Origin of the sequence: Thiobacillus denitrificans ATCC 25259, assembly GCF_000012745.1 — a bacterium.
Classification (GTDB): Bacteria; Pseudomonadota; Gammaproteobacteria; order Burkholderiales; family Thiobacillaceae; genus Thiobacillus; species Thiobacillus denitrificans_B.
The window spans coordinates 583,958-609,103 of sequence record NC_007404.1; the positions used below are offsets into that span (position 1 = coordinate 583,958).

Below are 25,146 nucleotides of genomic sequence, written 5' to 3' on the forward strand. Positions count from 1 at the left end.
GATACCACGGCCCGCCGAGGGCGAAGCGCCCGCTCCTCGCGGCCCGAGTCGGTGTCGTTCGCGGCCGGTGCTGTCGGAAAGAACGGACGCGGTACCGGCGAGGATTCGCGGTACCGCGCGTGTTTGCTGGATGGGCGGCGGTGACGCCCGAGGGCGCGCCGCAGGGAAGCGGCGGCCGGACGATACGACTGCGTTCGCTAGCTGCCGCAGCCGCCGCAGCAGCTCCCGCTCGCGTGTGGATGCCGCGGCGCTTCGACCCGCACGCCGGCTTGTTCGAGGACGGCGACGAGTTCGGCGCGGGTCGGCGCGATGTCCTCGAGGCGCGCATGCAGGCTCGCGGGCGCGTCGAAGAATGACACGTGCTGCACGCCCTGCAGGGCCTTGAGGCGGGCGCCGGCGGCTTCGGCTGCTTCGGCCGTGATGGGACCGGCGATGTCGAGAATCTCGATTTTCATGTGTGCTCCTTCGGGTTGAGGGTCAGATGTTTTCGGTAAGCCGCGCGTAAAGGCTCGGCAGGACCTGCGGCAGCATGGCCGCGTCGTGGACGACGACGAAGCCGCTTGCGCCGAACAGATGCGGCAGGTAATCGCCGGCCGCCTCGTCGATCGTCACGCAAAACGGCGTGAGCCCTTGGCGCCGGGCTTCGAGGATCGCCATGCGCGTGTCCTCGATGCCATAGCGGCCTTCGTACTTGTCGAGGTCGTTGGGCTTGCCGTCGGTCAGGATCAGCAGCAGGCGACGGCTCGACTTGCGGGTCGCGAGAATCGCGGCGGCGTGGCGGATCGCCGCGCCCATGCGCGTGTAATAGCCGGGCTTGAGCGTCGCGAGGCGGCCGCGGATGCCGTCGTCGTAGCGTTCGTCGAAGCCCTTGAGCAGGTGAAAGCGCACGTTGTCGCGCCGCACCGACGAGAAGCCGTAGAGCGCGAAGCGGTCGCCGGTCGCGGCCAGCGCTTCGCCGAACAGCAACAGGCTGTCGCGGATCACCTCGATCACGCGCGCGCTGTTGTTGACCCAGGCGTCGGTCGACAGCGACAGATCGGCCAGCAGCAGGCAGGACAAGTCGCGCTGCTGCTTGCGGCTGTCGACATAGAGGCCCGGCTCGCTGCTGCGTACGCCGTCGATCTTGTCGGCCGCGAAGCGCACGCAGGCGTCGATGTCGAGGTCGCTTCCGGACAGTTGCGCACGCAGGCGGGCGCGCTGCGTCGTCAACGCCTGGAATTGCTGGCGCAGCCGCTTCGCCGGCGCGCGCAGGGTCTGCGGCAGCGGGCAGGGCTCGGCGTCGCGCGCGACCATCATCTGCAGGCGGCAATGGTCGGGCTGCAAGCGCTGCTTGCGGTAGTTCCACTCCGGCAGCAGGATGCCGTCGGCGAGCACGAGGTCGTCGTCGGCCTCGGCCGGAAGGTCGAGATCGAAGCGCACGCGGCTCGCCGCGGTGCTCTTGTCGTCGTCGGCGACGCTCAAGATGTCGAGATCGTTCGCCGCCTTGGCCGCGTGTTCGTTCTCGTCTTCGTCGAGCGGGCGGTCGACCTTGACGAATTCCGCCCAGGAAAAGAGGCTTTCAGCGCGGAAGAGCAGCATGAAGGGGCTCTTCGCCTCGGGCATCTCGACCCGTTCGGCGCGGCGCTTGCGCGCTTCCTCGTCGGCCTGCGACTTGGCGCTGCCCGGCTGCGGCGACTTCGCGCTGCCGGCCTGGCGGGCGTCGCCGGTATTGACGGGCGGCGTCGGATGCAACCACAGCGGAACGGGCATCGGCGGGTGCTTGCCCGCCATGAAGTCGGTGACTGAGCCGGGTTCGGTGAGCGCAGCGCGGATCGCCGCCTCGGCCGCGGCTTCCTGGTCGCGCAAGCGCTCGGGCTTCGGCCGCAGATTCAGCAGGTCCCCGACGAGCCGGCGATAGCGCGGCGCGAGGCCGGGCAGGGCTGCCAGCGCGGCGCGTGTCGCGGCCTGATTGCGCACGATCCACGGGGCTTGGGGTGCGACGTCGTGCGCCGCGAGCGCGAGCAGCCAGAGGTAGAGTTCGCGGTTCTGTGCGCGCTCCGGGAAGACGTCGAGTTCGGCGGGCAGATGCAGTGTGGTGTCGTCGCTCCAGGCGAGCTCGATCTTTTCGCCGACGCCGGCGACGCGTTCCATCCAGCTGCGCCGCGCGCCGTGGGCCGTCGCCGTGCCGGCGCGCACGCTCAGTCCGGGGTCGCCGCCGAGGGCGCGGAAGAAGATCGGCGCGATCGGATCGATTTCGCGCAGCGTCACCCGTGCCTTCGGAAAGCCGCGGTGCGCGGTGCGGGTGATCAGCTTGTCCCAGAGGCCGCCGACGAATTCTTCCATGGCTAGTTCTCCTTCCGCATCGCTTGCACCGGCGCCTGCGCGATCGGGATCGTGCGGGCGGCGCGGACGTTGAACGCCGCTTCGGATTCGGCGCTCAGGTCGTGCACCCAGTTGAGCAGGGTGCCGTGTGGATTGCCTTCCTGGGTGTGGTCGCAGGCGTCGACGCACTGCCCGCACTGCACGCAGGCGAACATCATGCGTTTGACGTTGCGCGGGTTGAGACGCATCGGGCAGACGTGGTCGCAGGCCGAGTAGCAACTCGCGCAGTCCTTCGCGTGCTCGCGCTTGAAGCCGACCACCATCGCCTTGTCGTTGCCCATCCACGCCAGACTCTGGAATAGCCCGACCGCGCAGGCGTAGCGGCAGAAGAGGTGGCGCGCGAACATGAACTCGACGAAAAACGCGAGGGTCGCGGCACCGAGGAAAATCGCCTGGTTGCGGGTCAGCGTGCCGTTCCAGAGGTTGCCGTAGATCTCCGCTGGCGGCAGCAGGTAGGTCAGCAGAACGACGGCCCACAAACCCGCAAAGCCGACCACGAGCGGAATCACCGCGAACCACCAGATCGCATCGCGTGGCGTCTCGCTGCCGTCCGGGTTGCGCGCGGGTTGTGGCTTCTTGTCCCACAGGCTCTGCTTGCCGATCGCGCGGCGCAGCGTCCGGTTGATCGTCTCGACGACCGAGAAATGCGGACAGAGCCAGCCGCAATAGAGGCGACCCCACTTCCAGCTGACGTAGATCAGCGTGCCGACGACCGCGACGAGCGGCAGGAAGCCGCGTAGCACGAGATTGAGGGCGGCCTCTCCTGCGGACGCCTTGCCGGCGGTGAAGTCGTCGAGCCCGAGCGTCCAGTCGAAACCGAAGAGGATGAAATGCTTGAGGTTGAGGTCGAGACGGAAGATGTCGAACACCGGCGCGAACACAAATAGCAGAAAGAAACCCGCTTGGGTCAGCTGACGCCAGCGCTGGACCGGAACGCCGAGCCAGCCGCGTACCTCGCGTGCGATGCGGAGGCGAAGCGCCGAAGCGGCCTGGGCGTTCAGCATTCGCGTTCCCCGAAGAGCGGGTAGACGTAAGTCTGCCCGGCGATCGCGCGTGACAGGCCGAGCACGCCGAGCAGAACCATGCCGGCGTGGCAGCAGACGAAATAAAGTACCAGCACGACCCAGGTTGCGGGGCGTTCGATGCCGACGAACGAGACCACGGCGCCCGGCACCGCGATCAGCAACAGCCCGGCCCAGATGCTCGCCGTGATGGTCTGTTTGAGGTGGCAGCGCGTCAGCCGATTGTCGCTGCCGGCGTTGCGGCGGTTGAGCCGGAGCAGGAGCAGGAAGGCGAGCCCGGGCATCAGAAGCAGGTTCAGGAGGTAGAGCGCTTCGGCCTGAACGGCGACCACGCGCGGGTCGGGCGGCGCGTCCATGGCCTAGTTGCCGAAGGTCGCCTTGATGACTTCGAGCAGTGCTTCGGCCGTGTCCTTGTCGTCGGTCAGCGATTCGACGAGCGCCGCTTCGCAGGCGGCGACCGGGTCGCAGCCGGCCTGGACGAGGCTTGCGGCATACACGAGCAGGCGCGTCGACGCCGCCTCCTCGAGGTCGTGGTCCTTCAGCTGGCGCAGGTGGCCGGCGAGGTTGACGAGCTGTCTCGCGACGAGCGGCGAGACACCGGTCTCCGCGATGACGATCTTTTCCTCGAGCGCTGCCGGTGGGAAATCGAAGCTGATCGCGACGAAGCGCTGGCGCGTCGACGGTTTGAGGCTTTTCAGGAGGTTCTGGTAGCCCGGGTTGTAGGAGACGACGAGCATGAAGTCGTCGGGCGCCTGCAGTTCCTCGCCCGTGCGCTCGATCGGCAGGATGCGCCGGTCATCGGTCAGCGGATGCAGCACGACCGTCGTGTCCTTGCGCGCTTCGACGATCTCGTCGAGATAGCAGATGCCGCCTTCGCGCACCGCGCGCGTCAGGGGGCCGTCCGACCACACGGTCTGGCCGTCGCCGATCAGATGGCGGCCGACGAGATCCGCCGCGGTGAGGTCGTCGTGGCAGGCGACCGTGATCAGCGGTCGCGCGAGGCGCGCGGCCATGTGCGCGACGAAGCGCGTCTTGCCGCAGCCGGTCGGCCCCTTGATCAGCAGCGGCAGGCGCTTGCGGAACGCGTACTCGAACAGTTCGCACTCGTTGCCGACCGGCTGGTAGAACGGGACCGCGGAGAGGGTATCGAGGCCGGGCGTGGACATGTCGTTCATGGAATTCTCCGGTTGCTTCTACGTCGTTTGGAAGGCATAGGCGATGAGGCCCAGCACCAAGAATAGCCAACCCAGCACGATCCAGCGCCAGGGCGCGCCGACGGGCAGCAGCGCCATGAAATGGTCGATCACGATGCGGCCCTTGATGAAGGTCAGCAGCAGTACCGGCGCGAGGAGCGCGTTGCCGGTCAGCCCGTCGCGCGTCAGGACGACGGCGAGCGCGGTCAGCGTGAGCAGGATCAGCCAGTGGGCGGTCGGTGTCTTGAGCATGGTCAGCGCAGCACGTAAATCAGCGGGAAGAGCACGATCCACACGAGGTCCACCATGTGCCAGTAGGCCGCGCCGGTTTCGACGCCGCCGTGATTCGCGGCGCTGTAGCCGCCCTGCCAGGCCTTGAGCGTGATCGCGCCGAGGATGACCATGCCGAGCACGACGTGCATGAAGTGGAAGGCGCCGAGGCCGAGGTAGAACATGTAGAAGACGTTCGTCGACATCGTGATCCCGGCACTCATTTTTCCGCCGAGTTCGGCCAGCTTGAGCACGAGGAAGGTGCCGCCGCAGGCCATCGCGGCGCCGAGCCAGACGGCCGCAGGGCGGGAGTGTCCGCGCCGGACCCGGTCGACGGCGCGGACGACGAAATAGCTGCTGGTGATCAGCAGCACGGTATTGATCGCGCCGCTCAGCTGGCTGAGTGCGAGTTGCGACGCGTTGAACAATTCGACATTGCGCGCCCGCGCGAACGCGTACGCGAGAAAGAAGACGCCGAACACCAGCAGTTCGGCGAGGATGAAAAACCACATCGCGAGATCGCCCGGCAGTGCCCGGGGCTCGCGATGGGGTGTTGGAATTGTTAGGGAGACGTTCAAGATCGTTTCCGTTTCCGCCCGGCGAACCGGGCGGATCAGGGTTTAGGCTGCGGCAGCCGCCGTCGCCGTGGTGCTGACGGTGACTTCCTTGCCCTTGACGAAGAAGCTGCCGATGTAGAGCAGGATGCCGACCAGGAACACGAGGCCAGCCACTTCACGCATCCAGTAGAACAGCGCGACCTGCTCCTGCGCCGCCATGAAGGGCATCGGCGTGTCGGAGATGCGCTGCAGCCAGATTTGCAGGATGCCCGCAGCGGTCAGGAACAGCGTGATGAACACCATCGAGATCGTCATCAGCCAGAACGACCACATCTCCATGACCTGCGCCGTGGCGCTGTTGGCGACGCGGCCACGCAGCAGCGGCATGGTGTAGCTGATCATCGTCATCACGACCATCGCATAGGCGCCGTAGAACGCCATGTGGCCGTGGGCGGCGGTGATCTGGCTGCCGTGGGTGTAGAAGTTGACCGGTGCGAGCGTGTGCAGGAAGCCCCAGACGCCGGCGCCGAGGAAGGCCATGACGCCGGTGCCGAGTGCCCACAGCACGGCCGCCTTGTTCGGGTGTTCACGCCGACGACGGTTGACCATGTTGAACGCGAAGACGGTCATCATGAAGAACGGAATCGGTTCAAGTGCGGAGAACACGCTGCCCCACCACTGCCAGTACTCCGGCGCGCCGATCCAGTAGTAGTGGTGGCCGGTGCCGATGATGCCGGTGATGAGCGCCATGGCGATGATCACGTAGAGCCACTTTTCGATGACTTCGCGGTCGACGCCGGTGACCTTGATCAGCACGAAGGCCAGCATTGCGCCCATGATCAGTTCCCACACGCCTTCGACCCAGAGGTGAACGACCCACCACCAGTAGTACTTGTCCTTGACCAGGTTGCCCGGGTTGTAGAACGAGAACAGGAAGAAGATCGCGAGGCCCCAGAGGCCGACCAGCATCACGAGGTTGATCGCGGTCTTGCGGCCACGCAGCACGGTCATCGACAGGTTGTACAGCATCGCGAGCGCGACGATGACGATGCCGACCTTCGTGGGCAGCGGCTGCTCGAGGAATTCCCGACCCATGGTCGCGAGCAGGTTGTTGCCGGTCATTTCGGCCAGGGACGCATAAGGCACGAAAAGATAACCCAAGATGGTCGCGGCCCCGGCGACGAGGAAGATCCAGAACATCGCCAGCGCGAGCTTGGGACTATGCAGCTCGCGTTCAGATTCCTCGGGAATCAGGTAGTAGGCGGCGCCCATGAAGCCGAACAGCAGCCACACGATCAGCAGGTTGGTATGCACCATCCGCGCCACGTTGAACGGGATCGCCGGGAACAGGAAGTCCCCGACCACGTACTGCAAGCCCATGATCAGCCCGAACAGGATCTGACCCAGAAAAAGACCGATTGCCGCGATGAAATAGGGCTTCGCGACGGCCTGTGATTGGTATTTCATATCGTTCCCCAAGTGCTGGTTACGTGGATGGACATTCTCAACCCTCGATGTTTGGCGGCCATTTCGAGGTGTTCACCTCGGAGGCGTATTTCAGGAAGGCGACGAGGTCGTCGAGCTGCGCGTCGGTCAGCTGGAAGTTCGGCATCTGGCGACGGCCGGGTGCCCCGCTCGGCTGGATCTTCATCCAGGTCCTGATGAAGTCGGGACCGCGCCGCGCGTAGACGTTTCCGAGCTCGGGCGCGAAATAGGCACCTTCACCCATCAGGGTGTGGCAGCCGATGCAGTTGCGCGTCTCCCAGATGTGCTTGCCGCGCAAGGCCGAGTCGGTCAGATTGGCTCGGTTGTCGCGTTTGGGAAGCGTCGTCATCGTGTCGAAGGTCAGGCCGATGAACAACAGGAAGAAGAACACCGCGCCGCCGTAGAAGATGTTGCGGGCTGCGGATTTTGTGAATGCCGAGCTCATTTGGTGGGTCCCTTTCGTTTACTGGGTTGGCTACGAATCCCGTGCTGCGGCGCCGTTTCCAGCTGCCTTGCGCCTCGCGCGGTCATATCGCGATCTAAATATATATTTATCGTGCATGTTTTGGCAAGCGGAAAATTCGCCTGTTGCTCGGACGAGACAGGCGTTGATCTAAGTCATGGACGAACCGCATCCCGCGGCGCAGGCTTGTCGCGCGGGCGGACTTTTGCCGGGTTCCTCGGGCCGCCGGGAGGCTCGTGACCAGCGCGGCCGCCCCGCCGGCATAGGGGCAGTAAGGAGAGAATGAAAAAAAGGGGCTTTCGCCCCTTTTTGTTCAGCGTGTCGTCACGCGCCTTACGAGAGGCCGCCCGAGTAGGCAGCGATGCCTGGATTGGATTTGCCCACGCCGACGATCTTCGGTTCGTTGAGCTTCAGGCCTTTGATCACTTTCTTGTCGCGCAGGTAAGTGGCGACGACGTCCCATACCGGTTCGCCTTGGACGCCTTCGCCGACCGGCGCCCAGCCCGCGACCATGTAGGTCTTGTCGGCGCTGACCGGTTTCCCGTTCAGCTTCATGTCGCCGATGCGCTGGCCGATCTTCTTGTTCGGGTCGATCGTGTACTCGATGCCGCCGACGCGGACCATGTCGCCGCCCTGCTGGTAGTACGGGTCGGCGTTGAACAGATTGTCGGCGACGTCTTCCATGATCGTCTTGATCGTTTCGCCCGTCATCTCGGTGAGCGTGGTCTGCGGATAGGTGATCGCGGTCTGGTCCATCAGCCGTTCCATCGTGATCGCGTCACCGGGCAGCAGCGTGGTCCCCCAGCGGAAACCGGGCGAGAACGCCGCGTCGGCGCCCTTGACCTCCATCAGCGCGTCGACCAGCAACTGGTCCCAGGTGCCGTTGAAGTTGCCGCGGCGGTAGAGGAAGTCGTCGGTGACGGCGAGCTTTTCGCTCAGCTTGGCTTCGTAGGGCGCGCGCACCTGCTTGATGAAGGCGTCCATGCCCGGGTCGGCGGGCAGCAGGTTGGAGAACACGGGCAGCAGGCGGTATTTGTAGCTCTGCACCTTGCCGCCGCGCACGTCGAAGTCCATGACACCGAGGAACTTGCCGTTGGAGCCGGCATTGGTGACCAGCGTCACGCCCTTTGCGTTCTTGACTTTCGTCGGCTGCGGCACGCCGTCGTGGGTGTGTCCGCCGAAGATCGCGTCGATGCCGGTCACGCGGCTCGCCATCTTGAGGTCGACGTCCATGCCGTTGTGCGAGAGCACGACGACGACCTTCGCGCCTTCGGCGCGGGCCTGGTCGACGAACTGCTGCATGCTGTCGTCACGGATGCCGAAGCTCCAGTCCGGCACCATGTGGCGCGGGTTCGCGATCGGCGTGTAGGGGAAAGCCTGGCCGATCACCGCGACCTTGACGCCGTTCATGTCCTTCATGACGTAGGGCTTGAACACCTGGTCGCCGAAGTCGTTGGTGACGACGTTCTGCGCGACGAAATCGATGTTCGCCTTCTTGAAGTCGCCGTTCACGATTTCCAGCACGCGCTCGGCGCCGAAGGTCGACTCCCAGTGGGGTGTCATGACATTGACGCCAAGCTTGATGCAGGCGTCGACCATGTCCTGAGCGTTGGTCCACAGCGAAGTCGCCGAGCCCTGCCAGGTATCGCCGCCGTCGAGCAGCAGCGCGCCCGGGCGCTGCGCGCGCAGCTTGTCCACGAGCGTTTTCAGATGGGCGAAGCCCCCGACCTTGCCGTAGACCTTGGCCGCTTCGGTGAAGTCGAGGTAAGTGAAGGCATGGGCTTCGGCGCTGCCCGGCTTGATGCCGAACTGTTTGAGCAGATGCTGGCCGACCAGGTGCGGCGCCTTGCCGTGCGCGGCGCCGACCCCGAGGTTGACGTTGGGCTCGCGGAACCACACCGGCAGCAGCTGGGCGTGGCAGTCGGTGAAGTGCAGGAAGGAGACGTTGCCGTGACGCGGCACGTCGTAGAAATTGGCCGGGGCCTTGCCGGCGAGCGCGGACTTGCTGTCCAGCGCCATGCCGGACGCGGCCGCGACGGCGAGCAGTTGCAGGAACTCGCGGCGGTTCATGTGCATGGGGGTCTCCTCGGAATCGGTAGCTGGAATCGGCTCTATTGTCAGTTTGCCGGCGAGCCCGGTAAATAGTAGCTCCTGCCCATGTTCCACGATGGAACAAAGAAAAAGCCCGGTTGGCCGGGCTTTTTTCTCGGGGTGCGCGAGGCGTGTTTACTTGCGGAACACCGATGCCTTCATCGGCAGGCCGTTGGACAGCGAGGAGTGGAAGTACTCCAGGTTGTTCATCGTCTCGCTGCCTTCTGCGGGCGGCACGGCGCGGACCTGCTTGAAGCAGCCGGTGTAGCGGTTCTGCAGCGTCACGAGATTGTCTCCGCCGCGGAACACGGGCCAGTGCACGGCGTGGCCGACGGCGGGCGAGATCAGCTCGGAGCGCAGGCGTACGCCGGCGTTCTGCACGTGGCAGCTGGCGCAGGCGAAATTCAGCTGGCCCTTGCGCGAGAAGAAGGTCTTCTTGCCGTCTTCATATGCGGCCATCGCTTTCGGGCTCTGCACCCTGATGTTCATCAGCATGCCGTCGGACAGCGTGCGCATATAGGCGGTGAGCTTGCCGAGCGTGTTCTTGTCGCTGATCTTGTAGGGCGCTTCGCCGTTCGCGACGCGGCAGTCGTTGAGCGCCGCCTCCAGCGTCACGACCTTGCCCTTGGCCTCGTCGAACATCGGATAGTTGCCAGCGATCTGGCGGCCGCCGTTGGGCAGACAGTCGGCGTAGGTCTTGCCGTTCTTGAACGGGGTTTCCCACAAGGTCTGGCCCGCCTCGATCTCCGCTTCGAAGGGCGGGAATTCCATGATGGCCTCGTACTGGGCCTTGCTGTCGGCGTCGAAGGCGAGTGCGCCGTAGACGTAGTCCTCAAGCTTGATGTTGGGGTACTTCGACGTGTAGTACTGGATGAATTCCTGGCGATCCGACTCGGGCGAGGCGTATGCCGTCGCGGCGCCGAGTGCGATGCCCAGTCCGGCCATGCCGGTCAGCAGCTTCGTAATGATTTGTTGTTTCATGCCGTCCTCCTGAAACCTGATGAATAAAGCGCGAGCGGGGCATTGCCCCGCTCGTGTCGCGCATGAATCAGCTGATGGTCGCTTCGGCGCTGTTCTTGTCGCCCTTGTTGTCCGACCAGTTGACGACGACCTTGTCGCCTTTTTTCGGGCCCTTGACCTTGAAGCCGAGGTAGGGGTTCTTGGACACGCCGCTGCCGAGCGAAGCGGTCAGCACGTTGGTGCCGTTGACCGTGGCGGTCACTTCCTGGATGAAGTGGGCGGGCACGAGTTGACCGGTCTTCGCGTCTTTACGCAGGCCGGTTTCCATCGGGTGGTTCATGAGCACTTTGACGTCTGCGACGTCGCCCGACATGGTGGCGCGGATACGCATGGGTTCAGCCATTTGGCTTCCTTTCCTGAATATGAATGAGGGAGGTCAGGTGGGCTCGATCAGCCGCCGCAACCGCCGATGGTGACTTTCACTTCCTTCGCCGCCGTGTAGGACTTGCCGCCGGCCTTGACGACGGCGCGCACGAGCGAGGTCTGGCCCATTTTGATGCGCGTCGAGACATAGCCCTGCGTGCCGCCGGCGAGCGCGTATTCGGCGACCAGCGGGCTGGCGTTCTTCTCGGCGAGGATCGCGATGCTGGTCGTGTCGGGAAGCTTGCTGGTGATCTCGACCGGCACGACGGCGCCGTTTTCGGCGATGTCCGGCGCCTTGATCATGATGTCCTTGCTGTCGGACGGGCCCGAGGAACCCAGCCCTTTCATCGCGTCGGCGACGTTCTTGGCCTCGAAGGCCGATTTGTTCCACGCGGCGAGCGCCTGGGTCGGCTTGAGCAGGCCGGCAGCCACGGCGACGGCCACAGTACCGGCGCCGGCAGCGCTTTTCAGTACGTTTCTACGAAGTGCATTCATTGAGTGTATCTCCTGAATTAACAATGCAAGGGATGATTACAGACCGTACACGAAGTCGGTCACCTTATCGATTTCGGCTTCCGTCAACACCCCGTGCTTGCCAAAGGGAATCATCGTGGTGGAAGGGTTCGCCACGGTGGCGTCCCAGATCTGGGCCCGCAGCTTGGCCTTGTCCGGGTAACGTGCGCTCATCGCGATCAGCGGTGGACCGTACATGCCGGTCGAGACTGCGTCGGGCACCGTCGGCATGCCGTGACACGCGAGGCAGTTGCCTTTCTTGTTGTTGAATGCGAGTTCCTTGCCGCTCGGTTCCTTGGCGGGCTCCGCGGCGAGCGCGTTGCCCGTCAGCGCGATGGTGCCGAGCGCGCAGGCCGTGATTAGCTGGTGCAACTTACGCATTGTCATCCTCCTAATTTTTTACGTGGTGATGAAAGCGCCCCCCGGGGCAAACGTGCAGTGAGCGCTATCCACATCTCATGGATGAGACGAAGCATAGTGGAATTGCTTTTTGCCATGCAATACCGGGCAAGCGTTTTTCGAACCTATTCTCGAGGTAATTTCCTACCAGCATCGAACGCGCGCGAAGACCCCGCCGGCTGGCCGTCTTTGCGCTGCGCCTTTTCGGCTTCCTGCCACTCGCGGCGCTTTGCTTCGGCGGCCGAGAGTTCATGAAAGCTGCCGTCGCCGGCCTTGATGCCGAGCGAGACCTGCTCGATCGCGCCGACCAGGTTGCCCCCGAGCGCGAGCGATTCGGCCATCGCCTGATGGCTCAGCAGGCGATGCCCCAGACGTGCGTGCACTTCGGCGGCCTGTCGCCACAAGCGGCGGTCAAGAGGATACAGGGCGAGCTGTGTGTCGACCTGACGCAACGCATCCTTGTTTTTCCGCGCGTCGAGCAGTGCACGGACATAGCCGTACTGCAGCGGCCGGTATCCCGGGAAGGCGGCGGTACCTGCCTCGTAGCGCTGCAGCGCGAGTGCCGGGTTGCCCGCGGCAAGTGCGGATTGGGCGGCGACTTGCGTGACCATCGGATGTGCCGTCGCCCCGCCGAGCAGGGTTTGCGCCTCGCGCTCCGCGTCTTTGAATTGGCGCGCGCGCATGAGCGCCACGACCAGGCCGTAACGCGCGGCCACCGCGCTGCTGTGGCGTTTTTCCTTCAGCGCGGCGCGCGCCGCGAGCACGGCGTCCTGCGGGCTGCCCTCGCGGGCGCGCAGGCGCGCGCGCACCAGCTGGAAGTCGAGGCTGTCCTCTTTCTGGTGATAGGGCGCCGCCTCGCTGCGCGCCTCCATGTCGGCGATACGCTCGGTCGTGAGCGGGTGCGTGCGCAGATAGGCCGGCGCGCTGCTGTCGTAGAAGCGGTTCGCACGCTGCAGCCGATTGAAGAAGCCGCTCATTCCGCGCGCGTCGTAGTCCGCGCGGGTCAGCATGTCGTAGCCCAGGCGATCGGCTTCACGCTCGTAGTCCCGGCTGTAGTTGAGCTGGTTCTGGATGGAGTAGGCCTGGCTCGACGCGATCGCCGCGCTCGCGATATTCGGGTTGGAACGGGACGCGAGCAGGGCAAGCGCAAGCGCCGCCAGCGTCGGCCACTGGCTCTGGCTCTGCGCCGCGACCATCCGCGCGATATGGTCCTGGGTCACGTGGGCGATTTCGTGGGCGATCACGCCGGCGAGTTCGGATTCGCTTTGCGCCGCGAGCAGCAGCCCGGTGTGCACGCCGACGTTGCCGCCCGGCATCGCGAAGGCATTGATGCTCGGGTCGTCGACGACGAAGAAGTTGAATTCGCGTTGATTGCGCGTGCTGACGGAAACGAGCTTGTAGCCGAGTTGGCCGAGGTAGGTTTCGATCTCGGGATCGTCGAGGTAGCGCGGGTCGACGTAGACGTCGCGCATGATCGCGCGTCCCAGCGCCTGTTCCTCCTGATCGGAAAAGTATTGACGCGACACTTCCCCAAGTTCGGGCAGGTCGACGGCAGCGGCGGGTTGGGCCGCCAACAGCATGGCGAGCAGCAATCGCAGCATCAGCAGCGCACGCGGGCCAAAGTCGAGGCGGGAGTAGACATTTGGTTTACGATTCGTGAATCGACACAAGGTTCCCAGCAATGAGCGAGTTTACCCATTTTGACGAAAGCGGCCGCGCCATCATGGTCGACGTGGCGGGCAAGGACGACACCCGCCGTGTTGCCACGGCACGCGGCGCCATCCACATGTTACCCGACACCCTCGGACGCATTCTCGGCGGGCAGGCCGCCAAGGGCGACGTCCTTGCGGTCGCGCGCATCGCTGCGATACAGGCGACCAAACGCACGGCCGACTTGATCCCGCTCTGCCACCCGATCGCGCTGACTCGAGTTGTGGTCGATTTTGCGCCCGAAACCGAGGTCTCGCGCATCGTGTGCACGGTGACAGCCGAGACCGTGGGCAAGACCGGGGTGGAAATGGAGGCACTGACCGGGGTCAGTGTAGCCCTCCTCACGATCTACGACATGTGCAAGGCAGTCGACCGCGGCATGCAGATCGGCGACATCCAGCTCGTCGAGAAACAGGGCGGCCGCTCCGGCCACTGGCGCCTGCCCGATTAGCCCGGTGCCCAGCAGGGCGGCGGTGGCCATCTGCTGGAACGGGCGAGTGCCTTCCGCCGGGCGTCACCGCAAAGGCGACAAGTTGCATGGCAGGGCCGGCGCGGCGAGAAGCGGTGCTTCGTGCCGACCACACGAAATAAAGATGTTTAAGTCCTTAATGATTAAGGATTTTTCCCTTGTTCCGTTTATAGGGTCATAAGGGCGATCTGCTTGCCAGGATCTGTTGAAGGCGTGCAAAATAACAAAATATTCGGAATATTTAATATATCCGTCCCCGTAGCAATCGGCGGGCAACGCCGTTGCGACGTCCCAGCAGTCACCTAAGGTGTTTAACGGGCAGTCCGAAACGCGGCTCGAGCGGCCGCCGGGGCGGTTTTTTTACTCAGAGACAGCATGAACGCCAAAATAAAACTCGAAAATCACGACGCGCAGCAGATCAGGTACACCACTTGTTATATGTGCGCGTGCCGCTGCGGCATCAAGGTGACGCTGGAGGACAACAAGGTTCGCTTCATCCAGGGTAACCGCAATCATCCGACCAACCAGGGCGTGCTGTGTGCCAAGGGTTCGGCCGGCATCATGAAACAGTACTCGACCGCGAAGCTCACGCAGCCCTTGATGCGCAAGCCGGGGACCGAACGCGGCGAAGGCGTTTACGAGCCGATTTCGTGGGATCAGGCGCTCGAAGTCTTGACCGCGCGGCTCGAAGAGATTCGCGCGACCGATCCGTCGAAGCTCGGCTATTTCACCGGCCGCGACCAGATGCAGGCGCTCACCGGCCTCTGGGCGCAGCAGTTCGGCACGCCCAACTGGTCGGCGCACGGCGGTTTCTGCTCGGTGAACATGGCGGCGGCCGGCCTCTATTCGATCGGCTTCTCGTTCTGGGAGTTCGGTGCGCCCGACTGGGATTACGCCAAATACTTCCTGATGTGGGGGGTCGCCGAGGACCACTCGTCCAATCCGATCAAGATCGGCCTGGAGAAGCTCAAGCGCAAAGGCGGCAAGTTCGTCACGGTCAACCCGGTGCGCACCGGCTATTCGGCGATCGCCGACGAGTGGCTGCCGATCAAGCCGGGCATGGACGGCCTGCTCGCGATGTCGATGGTCCACGTGCTGCTCAAGCATGAACAGTTCGACTACGAGTTTCTGGTCCGCTACACCAACGCGTCCTGGCTCGTCGTACAGACACCGGGGCAGAAGGGCGATGGCCTGTTCCTGCGCGACGAAAACGGCCATCCGCTGATCTGGGATCTCGACAAGGAAGCATTCAAGAACGGCATGGACGGCGACATCGCTCCAGCCCTGTTCGGAGAGTACGTCGCGCCCGACGGCCGTCACGTCAAGACCGTGATGTCGCTGATGGCCGAGCGTTATCTCGACGCGCGCTACGCCCCCGAAAACGTCGCGCTCGAGTGCGGTCTGCCAGCCGAGACGATCGAGCGCATCGCGCTGGAGATGGCGCACGTCGCGTTCCAGGAAACCGTCGAGCTGCCGATCGAATGGACCGACGTCTGGGGCAAGAAGCACGACAAGGTCGTCGGACGTCCGGTCGCGATGTATGCGATGCGCGGCATCTCCGCGCACTCCAACGGCTTCCACTCGTGCCGCGCGATCCACATGATCCAGATGCTGCTGGGCGCGCTCGACGCGCCGGGCAATTTCCGCGCCCGCGCGCCGTACCCGAAGCCGATCCCGCCGCACCAGCTGCCGGAAAATAACATCGACATCATCAACGCGCCGAACACGCCGCTGTCGCGTCCGCCGCTCGGTTTCCCGACGCGTCCGGAAGATCTCGTGATCGACGAGTTCGGCAATCCGCTGCGCATCGACAAGGCCTACTCGTGGGAGGTGCCGATCGCCTCACACGGGCTGATGCACATGGTCATCACCAACGCGACGAACCACGATCCCTATGCGCTCGACACGCTGATCCTGTTCATGGCGAACATGGCGTGGAACTCGACCATGAACACGGCGAACATCCAGGACATGCTGCGCATGAAGGATCCCGAGGAGCCGGGCGAGTACAAGATCCCGTTCCTCGTCGTCATCGACGCCTTCCACTCGGAGATGACGAATTTCGCCGACCTGATCCTGCCGGACACGACCTACCTCGAGCGCCACGACTGCATCTCGCTGCTCGACCGGCCGATTTCGGAGCCCGACGCCGCTGCCGACGCGATCCGCTATCCGCTCGTCACGATCGACCGCGACGTGCGGCCGTGGCAGGAAGTCATGGTCGAGCTGGCGTCGCGCCTCAAATTCCCGGCCTTCACCAACCCGGACGGTACGCGCAAGTTCAAGGACTACCCGGATTTCATCGTCAACTTCGAGCGGTCGCCGGGCGTGGGCTTCCTCGCCGGCTGGCGCGGCAAGGACGGCAGCAAGTCGTTGAAGGGCGAACCCAACCCGAATCAGTGGCAGAAGTACATCGAGAATCAGAGTTTCTTCGCCCACCACTGGCCCGACAACCAGAAGTACATGCGCTACGCCAACAAGGACTACCTGGACGTGGCGGCGGACGTCGGCTTCGTCGGCAAGGTCGAGCCCATCATCATGCAGTTCTATTCCGAGCCGCTGCAGAAGTTCCGCCTCGCCGGGCAGGGCCTGTACGACGGCCCGCAGCCGAACAACCAAGTCGACCGCGAGCGCCTCGTGAAGTATTTCGACCCCCTGCCGATGTGGTACGAGCCGCTCGAGCAGCAGCGCGTTGACGCCAAGGAATATCCCTTCTTCGCGCTGACCCAGCGTCCGATGTTCATGTACCACTCGTGGGATTCGCAGAACGTGTGGTTGCGCCAGATCATGGCGCAGAACTACATGTACATGAACGCGCGCCGCGCCGCGGAAATGGGCATCAAGGACTTCGACTGGATCTGGGTCGAGTCGCACAACGGCAAGATCCGCTGCCAGGTCAAGACCATGGAAGGCACGCAGGAAGACACGATCTGGACCTGGAACGCGATCGGCAAGCAGAAGGGCGCCTGGGGCCTTAAGGAAAACGCCTCCGAGGCGACCAAGGGCTTCCTGCTTAATCACCTGATTTCGGAGCTGCTGCCGGAAAAATCGGGCGAGCGCCGGGTCACCAACTCCGACCCGGTGACCGGTCAGGCGGCCTGGTTCGACCTGCGGGTGAAGATCTGGAAGGCGGCGCCCGGCGAGACGGGGGCGTGGCCGCAGTTCGACGTCCTCAAGCCGCTCCCCGGCGACGAGCGTTACGAGCGCCCCGACGTGTTGCGCTACGACGCGCGCAGCCACGAAAAAAACTGAACGGCAGAACTGAGCAGTACCTATATAAATAAAGCGAGCACAACATGAGACTTGGATTGGTCATCGACCTTGACGTGTGCGTGGGCTGTCATGCCTGCGCCATCGCCTGCAAGGAGTGGAACGCCTCCGGCACCATCGGCCCGTTGTCGGATTACCAGCCCTACGGCGCCGAGCCGTCGGGCGTCTGGTTCAACCGGATCCGCCATTACGAGATGGACGAGTATCCGAACAACAAGACCGTCAACTTCCCGATGTCGTGCATGCACTGCGAGGACGCCGACTGCGTCACGGTGTGCCCGACCGGCGCGTCGTACAAGCGTGCCGAGGACGGCATCGTGCTGATCGACCAGGATAAGTGCATGGGCTGCAACTACTGCTCCTGGGCCTGCCCCTACGGCGCGCGCGAACTCGACCGATCGAGCGGCACGATGAAGAAATGCACGCTGTGCGTCGACCGTATCTACGACGAGAACCTGCCGGTCGAGGAGCGCCAACCCTCGTGCGTGCTGACCTGCCCGGCGCACGCGCGCATGTTCGGCGACTTCGACGATCCCGATTCGGCGGTGTCGCGCGTGGTGCGCGAGCGCGGCGGGTATCCGCTGATGCCCGAGCTCAACTACAACCCGACGAACACCTATCTGCCGATCCGTCGCAAGCCGGTGATCGGGGTGGAAACCAAACCGAAGGGCGGCTTGAAGGAAAGCATCAAGCAGTTCGCCAACAGGCTGGTGCGCCGTTGAGCGACGCCGCAAGATAAATCGCGTTCGAAGTATTCGTCATCGGTGATGTCCGGCGCGGCTCGCGGAGCCGATCGCCGGTCCCGCCGGTTGCCCTGATTAGGAAATAACTATGCATCCCGCGTTTTCAGTCATCTTCTTCACCGTCGCGTCGGGCGCAGGCTTCGGCCTCATCTCGCTGCTGTTCATCGCCGATTCCTTCAAGCTGGGTGGCGGATTCAGCCGCGAAGAGCTCACGATCGGCGGCCTCATCGCGCTGGGCCTCATCGTATTCGGCCTGTTGTCGTCGACCTTTCACCTCGCCAATCCGAAAAATGCCTGGCGTGCAGTGACCCGCTTCCGCACGTCCTGGCTGTCGCGCGAAGGCGTGTTCGCGATCGCCTTCATGCCGCTGGCGCTGGTCTACCTGGCGAGCATCTGGTTCGACGCCCCCCTGTGGCTGCGCGAGACGGTCGGCTTCCTGACCGCGGTGCTGGCATGGATCACCGTTTTTTCGACCGGCATGATCTACGCCTGCCTCAAGACCATCCGCCAGTGGAACACGCCGCTCGTGCCGGCGAATTACCTCGCGCTGGGCTACGCCAGCGGCAGCCTGCTGCTGCTCCTCGGCGCGGTTCGCGCAGGGCTGGACACCACGCCCTATATCGCGATGTCGGCGCTGATCATTTCGATCGCCGCCGTGCTCAAGGCGATCTATTATTTCTGGATCCGCAGCCCCGGGCTCACGCCGACGATCAATACCGCGACCGGTCTGACGCGGGCGAAGGTCAAGCTGCTCGACACTGGTCATACTCACGGCACCTTCCTGACCCAGGAGTTCGGATTCAAACTCGCACGCCAGAAGGCCGGACTGCTCAAGGTGGTCGTCTTCGCCCTGGGTTTCGGCCTTCCCGGCGTGATGCTGGTCTGGGTGTTCGAGCAGCAGGGGGGACTGGCCGCCGCCGCGGTCGCGGCCATGGCCGGGATCGCCGGTGCAGCGGTCGAACGCTGGCTGTTTTTTGCCGAGGCCCGTCACGTCGTCAATCTGTATCACGGCGCGCAGCGCTGCTGATCGGTTCGCGGCCTTGGCCGCGGCGGGTGTCTGATGTATATTAGAGGGTTCTAATTTTCCATGCAGGAGTGACATCGATGGTTGGACTGTCAGGCTTCAAGGAAGTGGATTCGGCTTATGTTGCAGAGCTTGCCGCCAAGGGCGCGCATTTGATCGACGTGCGGACCGAGGCCGAGGTGGCGCAGGGCGTCATCGACGGCGCGATTCACATCCCCCTCCACCTGCTGCCCCTGCGTGCGGCCGACATCCCGCAGGACAAGCCTGTGGTGATCTACTGCCGCTCGGGCGCGCGCTCGGCGCAGGCATGCGCGTTCATGGCTTCCAAGGGTTATGGGAACATGCACAATCTCGCCGGCGGCATCATCGCCTGGGCACGCGCCGGACAGGCCATTCGCCCTGCCGGATAAGGATGGGACGCCGGGACTACGCCAACTGGCTGATTTTGCCTATTGCGCGGCGATTTCGGTTGCAATAGGCAAACTTCTGGTTTAAGGTACCGCAGCGTTTTTTAGTACATGCCGATTTAATGTAAGGAGAACAGAATGAATTTTGATAAAGAACTCGATGCACGTGGTCTGAACTGTCCCCTGCCCATCCTGCGTGCCAAGAAAGCCCTGGCCGAAGTCACCAGCGGACAAGTGCTGAAAATCCTGTCGACCGACCCGGGTTCGGTCAAGGATTTTGCGGCCTTCGCCAAGCAGACCGGCAACGAACTGCTGTCCACTGCCGAGGCAGGTGGCGAGTTCACCTTCTTCATGAAGAAAAAATAATAAAAGAAACCTAACCGGCGCCGACTGTTCCAAAGAAGAACACACGGCGCTGTTTTTTTAACGAAACAGGAGACAGAGCATGGATACCAAAAAAATGGCCATCATTGCCACCAAGGGCACGCTGGACTGGGCTTACCCCCCGTTCATCCTGGCTTCGACGGCGGCGGCGCTGGGTTATGAAACCCAGATTTTCTTCACCTTCTACGGCCTCCAGCTCCTCCGCAAGGATCTGTCTGTCCTGAAAGTGAGCCCCTTGGGCAACCCCGGCATGCCGATGAAGATGCCCTTTGGCCCGAAATGGTTCAAGAGCATCAACTGGAACATGCCCAACGCGATCCAGTCGCTTATCCCGGGTTACGAAAGCGTCGCAACGGCCCTGATGAAGCAGACCATCGCCAACAACGGCGTGGCGACCATTCCCGACCTGCGCGAGCTGTGCCAGGAAGCCGAAGTCAAGTTCCTCGCCTGCCAGATGACGGTCGAACTGTTCGGCTTCGAACACTCCGACTTCATCGACGGTCTCGAATACGGTGGTGCCGCCACCTTCTTCGAATTTGCCGGCGAAACCGACATCTGCCTGTTCATGTAAGAAACAGCGTCTGATCGAAGCTTGCAGTCCGATGAAAAAGAGCCGAAGTGATTCGGCTCTTTTTTATTGTGTGTCTTTTGTACCACATCGTCCCCTGATTGTTCGCCCAGATGGGGTGGCTGGCTTGTCTAAGCGCTAGAGCACGCGTAGCCTTCCGGGTAGGTCATACAACAAGTTGATCTGTAGTAATTCCGCCCATAAGGAGACATCAATGAAATTCACACGCGTATTCGCATTCATGGCGCTGGCTGGTCTGGCCGGCAGCGCCTTCGCTACCAATGGCTACTTCTCGCACGGCTACGGCATGAAGGCCAAGGGCATGGCCGGCGCCGCCACCACCAACACCGACGACGCCTTCGGCGGTGCCAACAACCCCGCTGCGATGGCTTTCGCAGGTAACCGTCTCGATCTGGGCGTGGACCTGTTCAGCCCGCGCCGCGAAGCAAGCATGAGCGTTCCCGGCGTGTCGGTTAAGAGCGACTCCAACTACTTCCTGATCCCGGAATTCGGCTACACGCACCAGATGAGCAACGATCTGGCGCTGGGCGTGACCGTGGTGGGTAACGGTGGCATGAACACCAATTACCCGACCAACCTGTATGGTGGTAACGGGAAACTCGGTATCGATCTGATGCAGTTGATTGTCGCTCCGACCGTTGCCTACAAGGTTGCGCCGAATCACTCCATCGGTATTTCCCCGCTGCTGGGCTATCAGCGTTTCAAGGCTGAGGGCTTGGTTAACCCAAATACCGGAACCCCCATCCCCAACGCAGGATACGACGATTCTTTCGGCTACGGCGTGCGTGTCGGGTACCTGGGTAAGATCACACCGACGGTTACAATTGGTGCGGCTTATGCCAGCAAGATGAATTTCGACGAGTTTAGCAAGTACAACTGGTTGTTCCTGGAAAACGGCGACTTCGACATTCCCGAGAACTACAACCTTGGCGCGTCGTGGCAGGCGACTTCTGCGCTCAGGCTGGCGCTGGACTATCAGCGCATCAATTACTCGGGCGTAAAGGCAGTTGGTGCAGCGCCTTCGGCTGGTGGCTTCGGCTACGATGACGTCAATGTCGTGAAGCTTGGTGCCGAGTACAAGCTCAACTCGGCATGGACCCTGCGCGCAGGCTACAGCCATACCAACAACCCGATCAAGGGTGCAACCGCTACCGAGTGCGGTGCGGGTTCTGTGAACTGCGGCGAGGTGACCACCAATATCCTGGCTCCTGCCGTGATCAAAGATCACGCCACGCTGGGCTTCACCTACACGCTGGCTTCCGGCAACGAACTGACCATGGCTTACATGCATGCCTTCGAGAACGACGTATCCGGCTATAACGGCAACAGCGGCGGCACTGATACCATCCGCATGTACCAGGATTCGCTGGGCGTCCAGTACAGCTGGAAGATGTAATTACCACCAGCTTTGCGCTGTCTGAAAGCCGGGGTCGTGAGACCCCGGCTTTTTTTAGCTTTATTGACCCGGTTCGTTGTAAAAACGCGGCTTCTGCCACGCTTTTTGTTTGGGTTGGGTTAGGGCAGGTCAGCCCAGCCGCGCGTGCTGCGCCTCCAGTTTCTGCAACATGGCCGCAAAATCGGCTAGCCGCGCCTGCTCCTGCTGCACCACCGCCGCCGGGGCCTTGTCGACGAAGCTGGGGTTGGCGAGCTTGGTTTCCGCCTTCCTGATCTCGCCCTGGATACGGGCGATCTCCTTGGCGAGCCGTGCACGTTCGGCGTCCTTGTCGATTTCCACCACCAGCATCATCCGCATGTCGCCGACCAGCGCGACGGGGGCGTCGGCTTCCGGCAGCGCGGTCACCGCGCTGACTTCGCCAAGCTTGCCCAGCGCAACCATGTAGGGCGCCAGCGTGTTGATTACGGCGGCATCGCCTTCGATTACCAGCGGCACGCGCTGGGCGGGTGACAGATTCATTTCACCGCGCAGGGTGCGGCAGGCGTTGACCAGTTCCTTCAGCAATTGCATCCGCGCGACGCTGCCGGGATGGCGTTGTGCTTCATCGACCTGCGGATAGGCAGACAGCATGATGCTGTCGCCGTGCACGCCGGCCAGCGGCGCGACCTTCTGCCACAGTTCCTCGGTGATGAAGGGGATGATGGGGTGAGCGAGGCGCAGCGTGGTTTCAAGCACGGTGGCCAGGGTGCGGCGAGTGGCGCGCTGCTGTTCGGGCGTCCCATGGTTCAACTGCACCTTGGCGAGTTCCAGATACCAGTCGCAGTATTCGTCCCACACGAATTCGTAGACCGCGCGCGCCGCCTGGTCGAAGCGGTAAGCGGCGAAGGCCTCATGCACGTCGCCGATGGCCTGTTGCAGACGTGCGGCGATCCAGCGGTCCGCATCGGAGAAATCCATCGGCTGGTCGGCTTCCTGCCCGCAGTCGTGGCCTTCCAGGTTCATCAGCGCGAAACGGGTGGCGTTCCACAGCTTGTTGCAGAAGTTGCGGTAGCCCTCGGCGCGCTGCAGGTCGAACTTGATGTCGCGCCCGTGAGTGGCGAGCGAAGCAAACGTGAAGCGCAGGGCGTCGGTACCGTAGGCGGCGATGCCATCGGGGAACTCCTTGCGGGTGCGTTTCTCGATGCTGGCGGCCTGCTTGGGGTTCATCAGACCCTGGGTGCGCTTGGCGACGAGGTCGCCTACGGCGATGCCGTCGATGAGATCGATCGGGTCGAGCACGTTGCCCTTCGACTTGCTCATCTTCTGGCCTTCAGAGTCGCGCACCAGGCCGGTGACGTACACCTCGCGGAATGGGACCTTGCCGGTAAGGTGCTTCGACATCATCACCATGCGGGCAACCCAGAAGAAGATGATGTCGAAGCCGGTGACCAGCACCGAAGTCGGCAGGTAGCGCTCCAGTTCCGGCGTCTGCTCGGGCCAGCCCAACGTCGAGAAGGGCCACAGCGCGCTGGAGAACCAGGTATCGAGCACGTCGTTGTCCTGCGTCAGTTCGCGGCCGCCGGCCTGCTTCCTTGCTTCTTCCTCGGTGTGCGCGACGTAGAACTCGCCGTCGGCGTCGTACCACGCCGGGATGCGATGGCCCCACCACAGCTGGCGCGAAACACACCAGTCCTGGATGTTTTCCAGCCACTGCCGGTAGGTGGTGGTCCAGTTTTCCGGCACGAATTTCAGTTCGCCCGAGTCGACCGCGGCGAGCCCTTGCTTGGCCAGGCCTTCCATGCTCATGAACCACTGGTCGGTGAGCATCGGTTCGAGCACGGCGTGGGTGCGGTCGCCGCGCGGGATCATCAGCTTGTGCGGCTTGGCCGAGACCAGCAGGCCCTTCGCCTGCAGTGCGTCGAGCAGCGTCTGGCGCGCGTCATAGCGGTCGAGTCCCTGGTATTCGGTGGGGCAGAGCTCGTTCATTTTGGCGTCGAGCGTGAGGACGCTGATTGCCATGAGCTTGTGGCGTTGCCCGACCTGCCAGTCGTTGAAGTCGTGCGCAGGGGTGATCTTCACTACGCCCGTGCCGAACTCGCGATCGACGTACTCATCCGCGATGACGGGAATACTGCGCTCGGCGATCGGCAGGCGCACGTGCTTGCCGATGAGGTGCGCATAGCGCTCATCCTCGGGATGCACGGCGACCGCGGTGTCGCCGAGCAGGGTTTCCGGGCGCGTGGTGGCCACGGTCAGGTGACCGCTGCCATCTTCCAGCGGATAGTTGATTTCCCAGATGAAGCCGTCTTCCTCGGTGCTGACGACCTCAAGGTCGGACACAGCCGTTCCGAGCACCGGATCCCAGTTCACCAGCCGCTTGCCGCGGTAGATCAGGCCTTCGCGATAGAGCCGCACGAAGACTTCGGTGACCGCCTTCGACAGCCCGGCATCCATGGTGAAGCGCTCGCGGCTCCAGTCGGGGCTGGTGCCGAGCCGGCGCATCTGCCGCGTGATGGTGGAGCCGGAATGCGCTTTCCATTCCCAGACTTTTTCGAGGAATTTTTCGCGTCCAAGGTCGTGGCGCGAGATGTTCTGCGCATCGAGCTGACGCTCCACCACGATCTGCGTGGCGATGCCTGCATGGTCGGTGCCAGGCTGCCACAGGGTGTTGTCGCCCGACATGCGGTGGTAGCGGGTCAATGCGTCCATCAGCGTGTGCTGGAAGGCGTGGCCCATGTGCAGCGTGCCGGTCACGTTGGGCGGCGGCAGCATGATGCAGTACGCGGGCGCATCGGGCTTGTCCCTCGCCTTGAAGTAGCCGGCACTTTCCCAGCGGGCGTACCAGCGCTTTTCGATTTCAGCGGGTTCGAAGGATTTGGCGAGTTCCATGGCGTGCGCGCAAAGGCGGCATTATCCCAAAAAATGCCGGGACAAGCCCCGAAATGCGGAGGCGGCGGCAGGCCGCGCGCGATTTCGACAAGCGTCAGGCGTTTCAGCTCGCCGGCTTGCGCGGTTGCTTTAGTTTTTCGGCGACCGCTTCGCGCACGATCTCGCGCATGTTGACGTCGAGCTGAGACAACAGATTGGTGACCGTCTCGTCGATGTTCTTGCGCAGCTCGGCAGCGACCTGCTTCTCCATCACTTCCGACAGGCGCGGCGCGAGTTCGCTCATCAGTTGTTCGGCGAGCGCATCGCTGGCCGCCGGGGCTTGCGGCGCATCGCTTTCTACGGCGGGCGCGGGCGGCTGCGGCGCGGCCTCGGTCGCCGCGGGCGGCGTTCCGCGTTCGATCACGTCGGTGAGGACGGGAAGCCAGGCCGGGGGCTGGCCGGGAGCGGGCGCGGCTGCCGGCGGGCCGAGATGAGCCGACTCGCCGGCGCCGCGATGTTTCTTGAGGAGGGCGTCCATCTTGTCCAGCAAGGGGTCGTCGCTCATCGTTT

Annotated in this window: 25 protein-coding genes; 8 read left to right on the plus strand and 17 right to left on the minus strand. The window is 63.4% G+C overall.

Translation table 11 applies throughout. The features are described 5' to 3' along the window. Positions 1-197: 197 nt before the first annotated feature. The 15 genes from TBD_RS02800 to TBD_RS02870 form a co-directional block, all read right to left on the minus strand. On the minus strand, positions 198-455 hold the full coding sequence (locus TBD_RS02800; RefSeq protein WP_011311066.1) for a hypothetical protein: 258 nt from the start codon (positions 453-455) through the stop codon (positions 198-200). Positions 456-477: 22 nt separating this feature from the next. After that, positions 478-2,322 carry a nitric oxide reductase activation protein NorD gene (locus tag TBD_RS02805; protein WP_011311067.1) on the minus strand — a complete coding sequence of 615 codons (1,845 nt, stop codon included), beginning with the start codon at positions 2,320-2,322 and terminating at the stop codon, positions 478-480. Between the two features lie 2 nt (positions 2,323-2,324). Beyond that, positions 2,325-3,365 carry a 4Fe-4S binding protein gene (locus TBD_RS02810; protein WP_011311068.1) on the minus strand — a complete coding sequence of 347 codons (1,041 nt, stop codon included), beginning with the start codon at positions 3,363-3,365 and terminating at the stop codon, positions 2,325-2,327. After that, positions 3,359-3,739: a hypothetical protein gene (locus TBD_RS02815; RefSeq protein WP_011311069.1), complete on the minus strand. Its 381-nt coding sequence runs from the start codon at positions 3,737-3,739 to the stop codon at positions 3,359-3,361. Before TBD_RS02815 ends, TBD_RS02810 begins: the two co-directional genes overlap by 7 nt. Positions 3,740-3,742: 3 nt before the next feature. Next, entirely contained in the window at positions 3,743-4,558 is an 816-nt protein-coding gene (locus tag TBD_RS02820; RefSeq protein ID WP_011311070.1) for a CbbQ/NirQ/NorQ/GpvN family protein, read from the minus strand. A gap of 18 nt (positions 4,559-4,576) precedes the next feature. Further along, complete coding sequence (locus TBD_RS02825; RefSeq protein ID WP_011311071.1) at positions 4,577-4,828, minus strand: cytochrome C oxidase subunit IV family protein; 252 nt, start codon at positions 4,826-4,828, stop codon at positions 4,577-4,579. A 2-nt stretch (positions 4,829-4,830) separates the two neighbouring features. After that, positions 4,831-5,358: a cytochrome c oxidase subunit 3 gene (locus TBD_RS02830; protein ID WP_187147202.1), complete on the minus strand. Its 528-nt coding sequence runs from the start codon at positions 5,356-5,358 to the stop codon at positions 4,831-4,833. Between the two features lie 108 nt (positions 5,359-5,466). Beyond that, complete coding sequence (locus TBD_RS02835) at positions 5,467-6,870, minus strand: cbb3-type cytochrome c oxidase subunit I (protein ID WP_011311073.1); 1,404 nt, start codon at positions 6,868-6,870, stop codon at positions 5,467-5,469. A 37-nt stretch (positions 6,871-6,907) separates the two neighbouring features. Further along, positions 6,908-7,333 (minus strand): c-type cytochrome, encoded by a 426-nt coding sequence (locus tag TBD_RS02840; protein ID WP_011311074.1) that lies wholly within the window; start codon positions 7,331-7,333, stop codon positions 6,908-6,910. A 351-nt stretch (positions 7,334-7,684) separates the two neighbouring features. Then, positions 7,685-9,427 carry a thiosulfohydrolase SoxB gene (soxB, locus tag TBD_RS02845; protein ID WP_041432283.1) on the minus strand — a complete coding sequence of 581 codons (1,743 nt, stop codon included), beginning with the start codon at positions 9,425-9,427 and terminating at the stop codon, positions 7,685-7,687. Between the two features lie 150 nt (positions 9,428-9,577). After that, positions 9,578-10,423, minus strand: coding sequence for a sulfur oxidation c-type cytochrome SoxA (gene soxA / locus TBD_RS02850; RefSeq protein WP_011311076.1), 846 nt, complete (start codon positions 10,421-10,423; stop codon positions 9,578-9,580). A 67-nt stretch (positions 10,424-10,490) separates the two neighbouring features. Next, positions 10,491-10,805 (minus strand): thiosulfate oxidation carrier complex protein SoxZ, encoded by a 315-nt coding sequence (gene soxZ, locus TBD_RS02855; RefSeq protein ID WP_011311077.1) that lies wholly within the window; start codon positions 10,803-10,805, stop codon positions 10,491-10,493. A 47-nt stretch (positions 10,806-10,852) separates the two neighbouring features. Next, positions 10,853-11,320 (minus strand): thiosulfate oxidation carrier protein SoxY, encoded by a 468-nt coding sequence (gene soxY / locus TBD_RS02860; protein ID WP_011311078.1) that lies wholly within the window; start codon positions 11,318-11,320, stop codon positions 10,853-10,855. Between the two features lie 36 nt (positions 11,321-11,356). Beyond that, positions 11,357-11,719 carry a sulfur oxidation c-type cytochrome SoxX gene (gene soxX / locus TBD_RS02865; protein WP_011311079.1) on the minus strand — a complete coding sequence of 121 codons (363 nt, stop codon included), beginning with the start codon at positions 11,717-11,719 and terminating at the stop codon, positions 11,357-11,359. Positions 11,720-11,862: 143 nt separating this feature from the next. Continuing rightward, entirely contained in the window at positions 11,863-13,338 is a 1,476-nt protein-coding gene (locus tag TBD_RS02870) for a beta-barrel assembly-enhancing protease (RefSeq protein WP_049750203.1), read from the minus strand. A gap of 80 nt (positions 13,339-13,418) precedes the next feature. On the opposite strand from TBD_RS02870, the gene moaC reads away from it, so the two are divergent. The 8 genes from moaC to TBD_RS02910 all read left to right on the plus strand — a co-directional run bounded on the left by moaC (position 13,419) and on the right by TBD_RS02910 (position 21,729). Then, entirely contained in the window at positions 13,419-13,898 is a 480-nt protein-coding gene (moaC, locus tag TBD_RS02875) for a cyclic pyranopterin monophosphate synthase MoaC (protein WP_011311081.1), read from the plus strand. 393 nt (positions 13,899-14,291) lie between these two features. Then, complete coding sequence (locus tag TBD_RS02880) at positions 14,292-17,168, plus strand: molybdopterin oxidoreductase family protein (RefSeq protein WP_011311082.1); 2,877 nt, start codon at positions 14,292-14,294, stop codon at positions 17,166-17,168. Positions 17,169-17,212: 44 nt separating this feature from the next. After that, positions 17,213-17,908, plus strand: coding sequence for a 4Fe-4S dicluster domain-containing protein (locus TBD_RS02885; protein ID WP_011311083.1), 696 nt, complete (start codon positions 17,213-17,215; stop codon positions 17,906-17,908). A gap of 109 nt (positions 17,909-18,017) precedes the next feature. Further along, on the plus strand, positions 18,018-18,956 hold the full coding sequence (locus TBD_RS02890) for a dimethyl sulfoxide reductase anchor subunit family protein (RefSeq protein ID WP_011311084.1): 939 nt from the start codon (positions 18,018-18,020) through the stop codon (positions 18,954-18,956). A 77-nt stretch (positions 18,957-19,033) separates the two neighbouring features. Continuing rightward, positions 19,034-19,363 carry a rhodanese-like domain-containing protein gene (locus TBD_RS02895; protein WP_011311085.1) on the plus strand — a complete coding sequence of 110 codons (330 nt, stop codon included), beginning with the start codon at positions 19,034-19,036 and terminating at the stop codon, positions 19,361-19,363. Positions 19,364-19,498: 135 nt separating this feature from the next. Continuing rightward, positions 19,499-19,726, plus strand: coding sequence for a sulfurtransferase TusA family protein (locus TBD_RS02900; RefSeq protein WP_011311086.1), 228 nt, complete (start codon positions 19,499-19,501; stop codon positions 19,724-19,726). 79 nt (positions 19,727-19,805) lie between these two features. Next, the gene (gene dsrE2, locus TBD_RS02905; RefSeq protein WP_011311087.1) at positions 19,806-20,315 is read left to right on the plus strand and encodes a sulfur carrier protein DsrE2; all 510 of its coding nucleotides are present in this window, start codon (positions 19,806-19,808) and stop codon (positions 20,313-20,315) included. Between the two features lie 211 nt (positions 20,316-20,526). Beyond that, positions 20,527-21,729, plus strand: a complete 1,203-nt coding sequence (locus TBD_RS02910) for an OmpP1/FadL family transporter (RefSeq protein WP_011311088.1) — start codon at positions 20,527-20,529, stop codon at positions 21,727-21,729. A 129-nt stretch (positions 21,730-21,858) separates the two neighbouring features. Here TBD_RS02910 and TBD_RS02915 read toward each other — a convergent pair whose 3' ends face one another. Further along, positions 21,859-24,597 (minus strand): valine--tRNA ligase, encoded by a 2,739-nt coding sequence (locus TBD_RS02915; protein ID WP_011311089.1) that lies wholly within the window; start codon positions 24,595-24,597, stop codon positions 21,859-21,861. Positions 24,598-24,700: 103 nt separating this feature from the next. Next, positions 24,701-25,141, minus strand: a complete 441-nt coding sequence (locus tag TBD_RS02920) for a hypothetical protein (protein ID WP_011311090.1) — start codon at positions 25,139-25,141, stop codon at positions 24,701-24,703. Between the last annotated feature and the right edge of the window lie 5 nt (positions 25,142-25,146).

Coding starts and splice junctions, on each gene's coding strand:
- TBD_RS02800 (WP_011311066.1), bottom strand. CDS start 455: ATGAAAATCGAGATTCTCGACATCGCCGGTCCCATCACGGCCGAAGCA.
- TBD_RS02805 (WP_011311067.1), bottom strand. CDS start 2,322: ATGGAAGAATTCGTCGGCGGCCTCTGGGACAAGCTGATCACCCGCACC.
- TBD_RS02810 (WP_011311068.1), bottom strand. CDS start 3,365: ATGCTGAACGCCCAGGCCGCTTCGGCGCTTCGCCTCCGCATCGCACGC.
- TBD_RS02815 (WP_011311069.1), bottom strand. CDS start 3,739: ATGGACGCGCCGCCCGACCCGCGCGTGGTCGCCGTTCAGGCCGAAGCG.
- TBD_RS02820 (WP_011311070.1), bottom strand. CDS start 4,558: ATGAACGACATGTCCACGCCCGGCCTCGATACCCTCTCCGCGGTCCCG.
- TBD_RS02825 (WP_011311071.1), bottom strand. CDS start 4,828: ATGCTCAAGACACCGACCGCCCACTGGCTGATCCTGCTCACGCTGACC.
- TBD_RS02830 (WP_187147202.1), bottom strand. CDS start 5,358: ATGTGGTTTTTCATCCTCGCCGAACTGCTGGTGTTCGGCGTCTTCTTT.
- TBD_RS02835 (WP_011311073.1), bottom strand. CDS start 6,870: ATGAAATACCAATCACAGGCCGTCGCGAAGCCCTATTTCATCGCGGCA.
- TBD_RS02840 (WP_011311074.1), bottom strand. CDS start 7,333: ATGAGCTCGGCATTCACAAAATCCGCAGCCCGCAACATCTTCTACGGC.
- soxB (WP_041432283.1), bottom strand. CDS start 9,427: ATGCACATGAACCGCCGCGAGTTCCTGCAACTGCTCGCCGTCGCGGCC.
- soxA (WP_011311076.1), bottom strand. CDS start 10,423: ATGAAACAACAAATCATTACGAAGCTGCTGACCGGCATGGCCGGACTG.
- soxZ (WP_011311077.1), bottom strand. CDS start 10,805: ATGGCTGAACCCATGCGTATCCGCGCCACCATGTCGGGCGACGTCGCA.
- soxY (WP_011311078.1), bottom strand. CDS start 11,320: ATGAATGCACTTCGTAGAAACGTACTGAAAAGCGCTGCCGGCGCCGGT.
- soxX (WP_011311079.1), bottom strand. CDS start 11,719: ATGCGTAAGTTGCACCAGCTAATCACGGCCTGCGCGCTCGGCACCATC.
- TBD_RS02870 (WP_049750203.1), bottom strand. CDS start 13,338: ATGCTGCGATTGCTGCTCGCCATGCTGTTGGCGGCCCAACCCGCCGCT.
- moaC (WP_011311081.1), top strand. CDS start 13,419: ATGAGCGAGTTTACCCATTTTGACGAAAGCGGCCGCGCCATCATGGTC.
- TBD_RS02880 (WP_011311082.1), top strand. CDS start 14,292: ATGAACGCCAAAATAAAACTCGAAAATCACGACGCGCAGCAGATCAGG.
- TBD_RS02885 (WP_011311083.1), top strand. CDS start 17,213: ATGAGACTTGGATTGGTCATCGACCTTGACGTGTGCGTGGGCTGTCAT.
- TBD_RS02890 (WP_011311084.1), top strand. CDS start 18,018: ATGCATCCCGCGTTTTCAGTCATCTTCTTCACCGTCGCGTCGGGCGCA.
- TBD_RS02895 (WP_011311085.1), top strand. CDS start 19,034: ATGGTTGGACTGTCAGGCTTCAAGGAAGTGGATTCGGCTTATGTTGCA.
- TBD_RS02900 (WP_011311086.1), top strand. CDS start 19,499: ATGAATTTTGATAAAGAACTCGATGCACGTGGTCTGAACTGTCCCCTG.
- dsrE2 (WP_011311087.1), top strand. CDS start 19,806: ATGGATACCAAAAAAATGGCCATCATTGCCACCAAGGGCACGCTGGAC.
- TBD_RS02910 (WP_011311088.1), top strand. CDS start 20,527: ATGAAATTCACACGCGTATTCGCATTCATGGCGCTGGCTGGTCTGGCC.
- TBD_RS02915 (WP_011311089.1), bottom strand. CDS start 24,597: ATGGAACTCGCCAAATCCTTCGAACCCGCTGAAATCGAAAAGCGCTGG.
- TBD_RS02920 (WP_011311090.1), bottom strand. CDS start 25,141: ATGAGCGACGACCCCTTGCTGGACAAGATGGACGCCCTCCTCAAGAAA.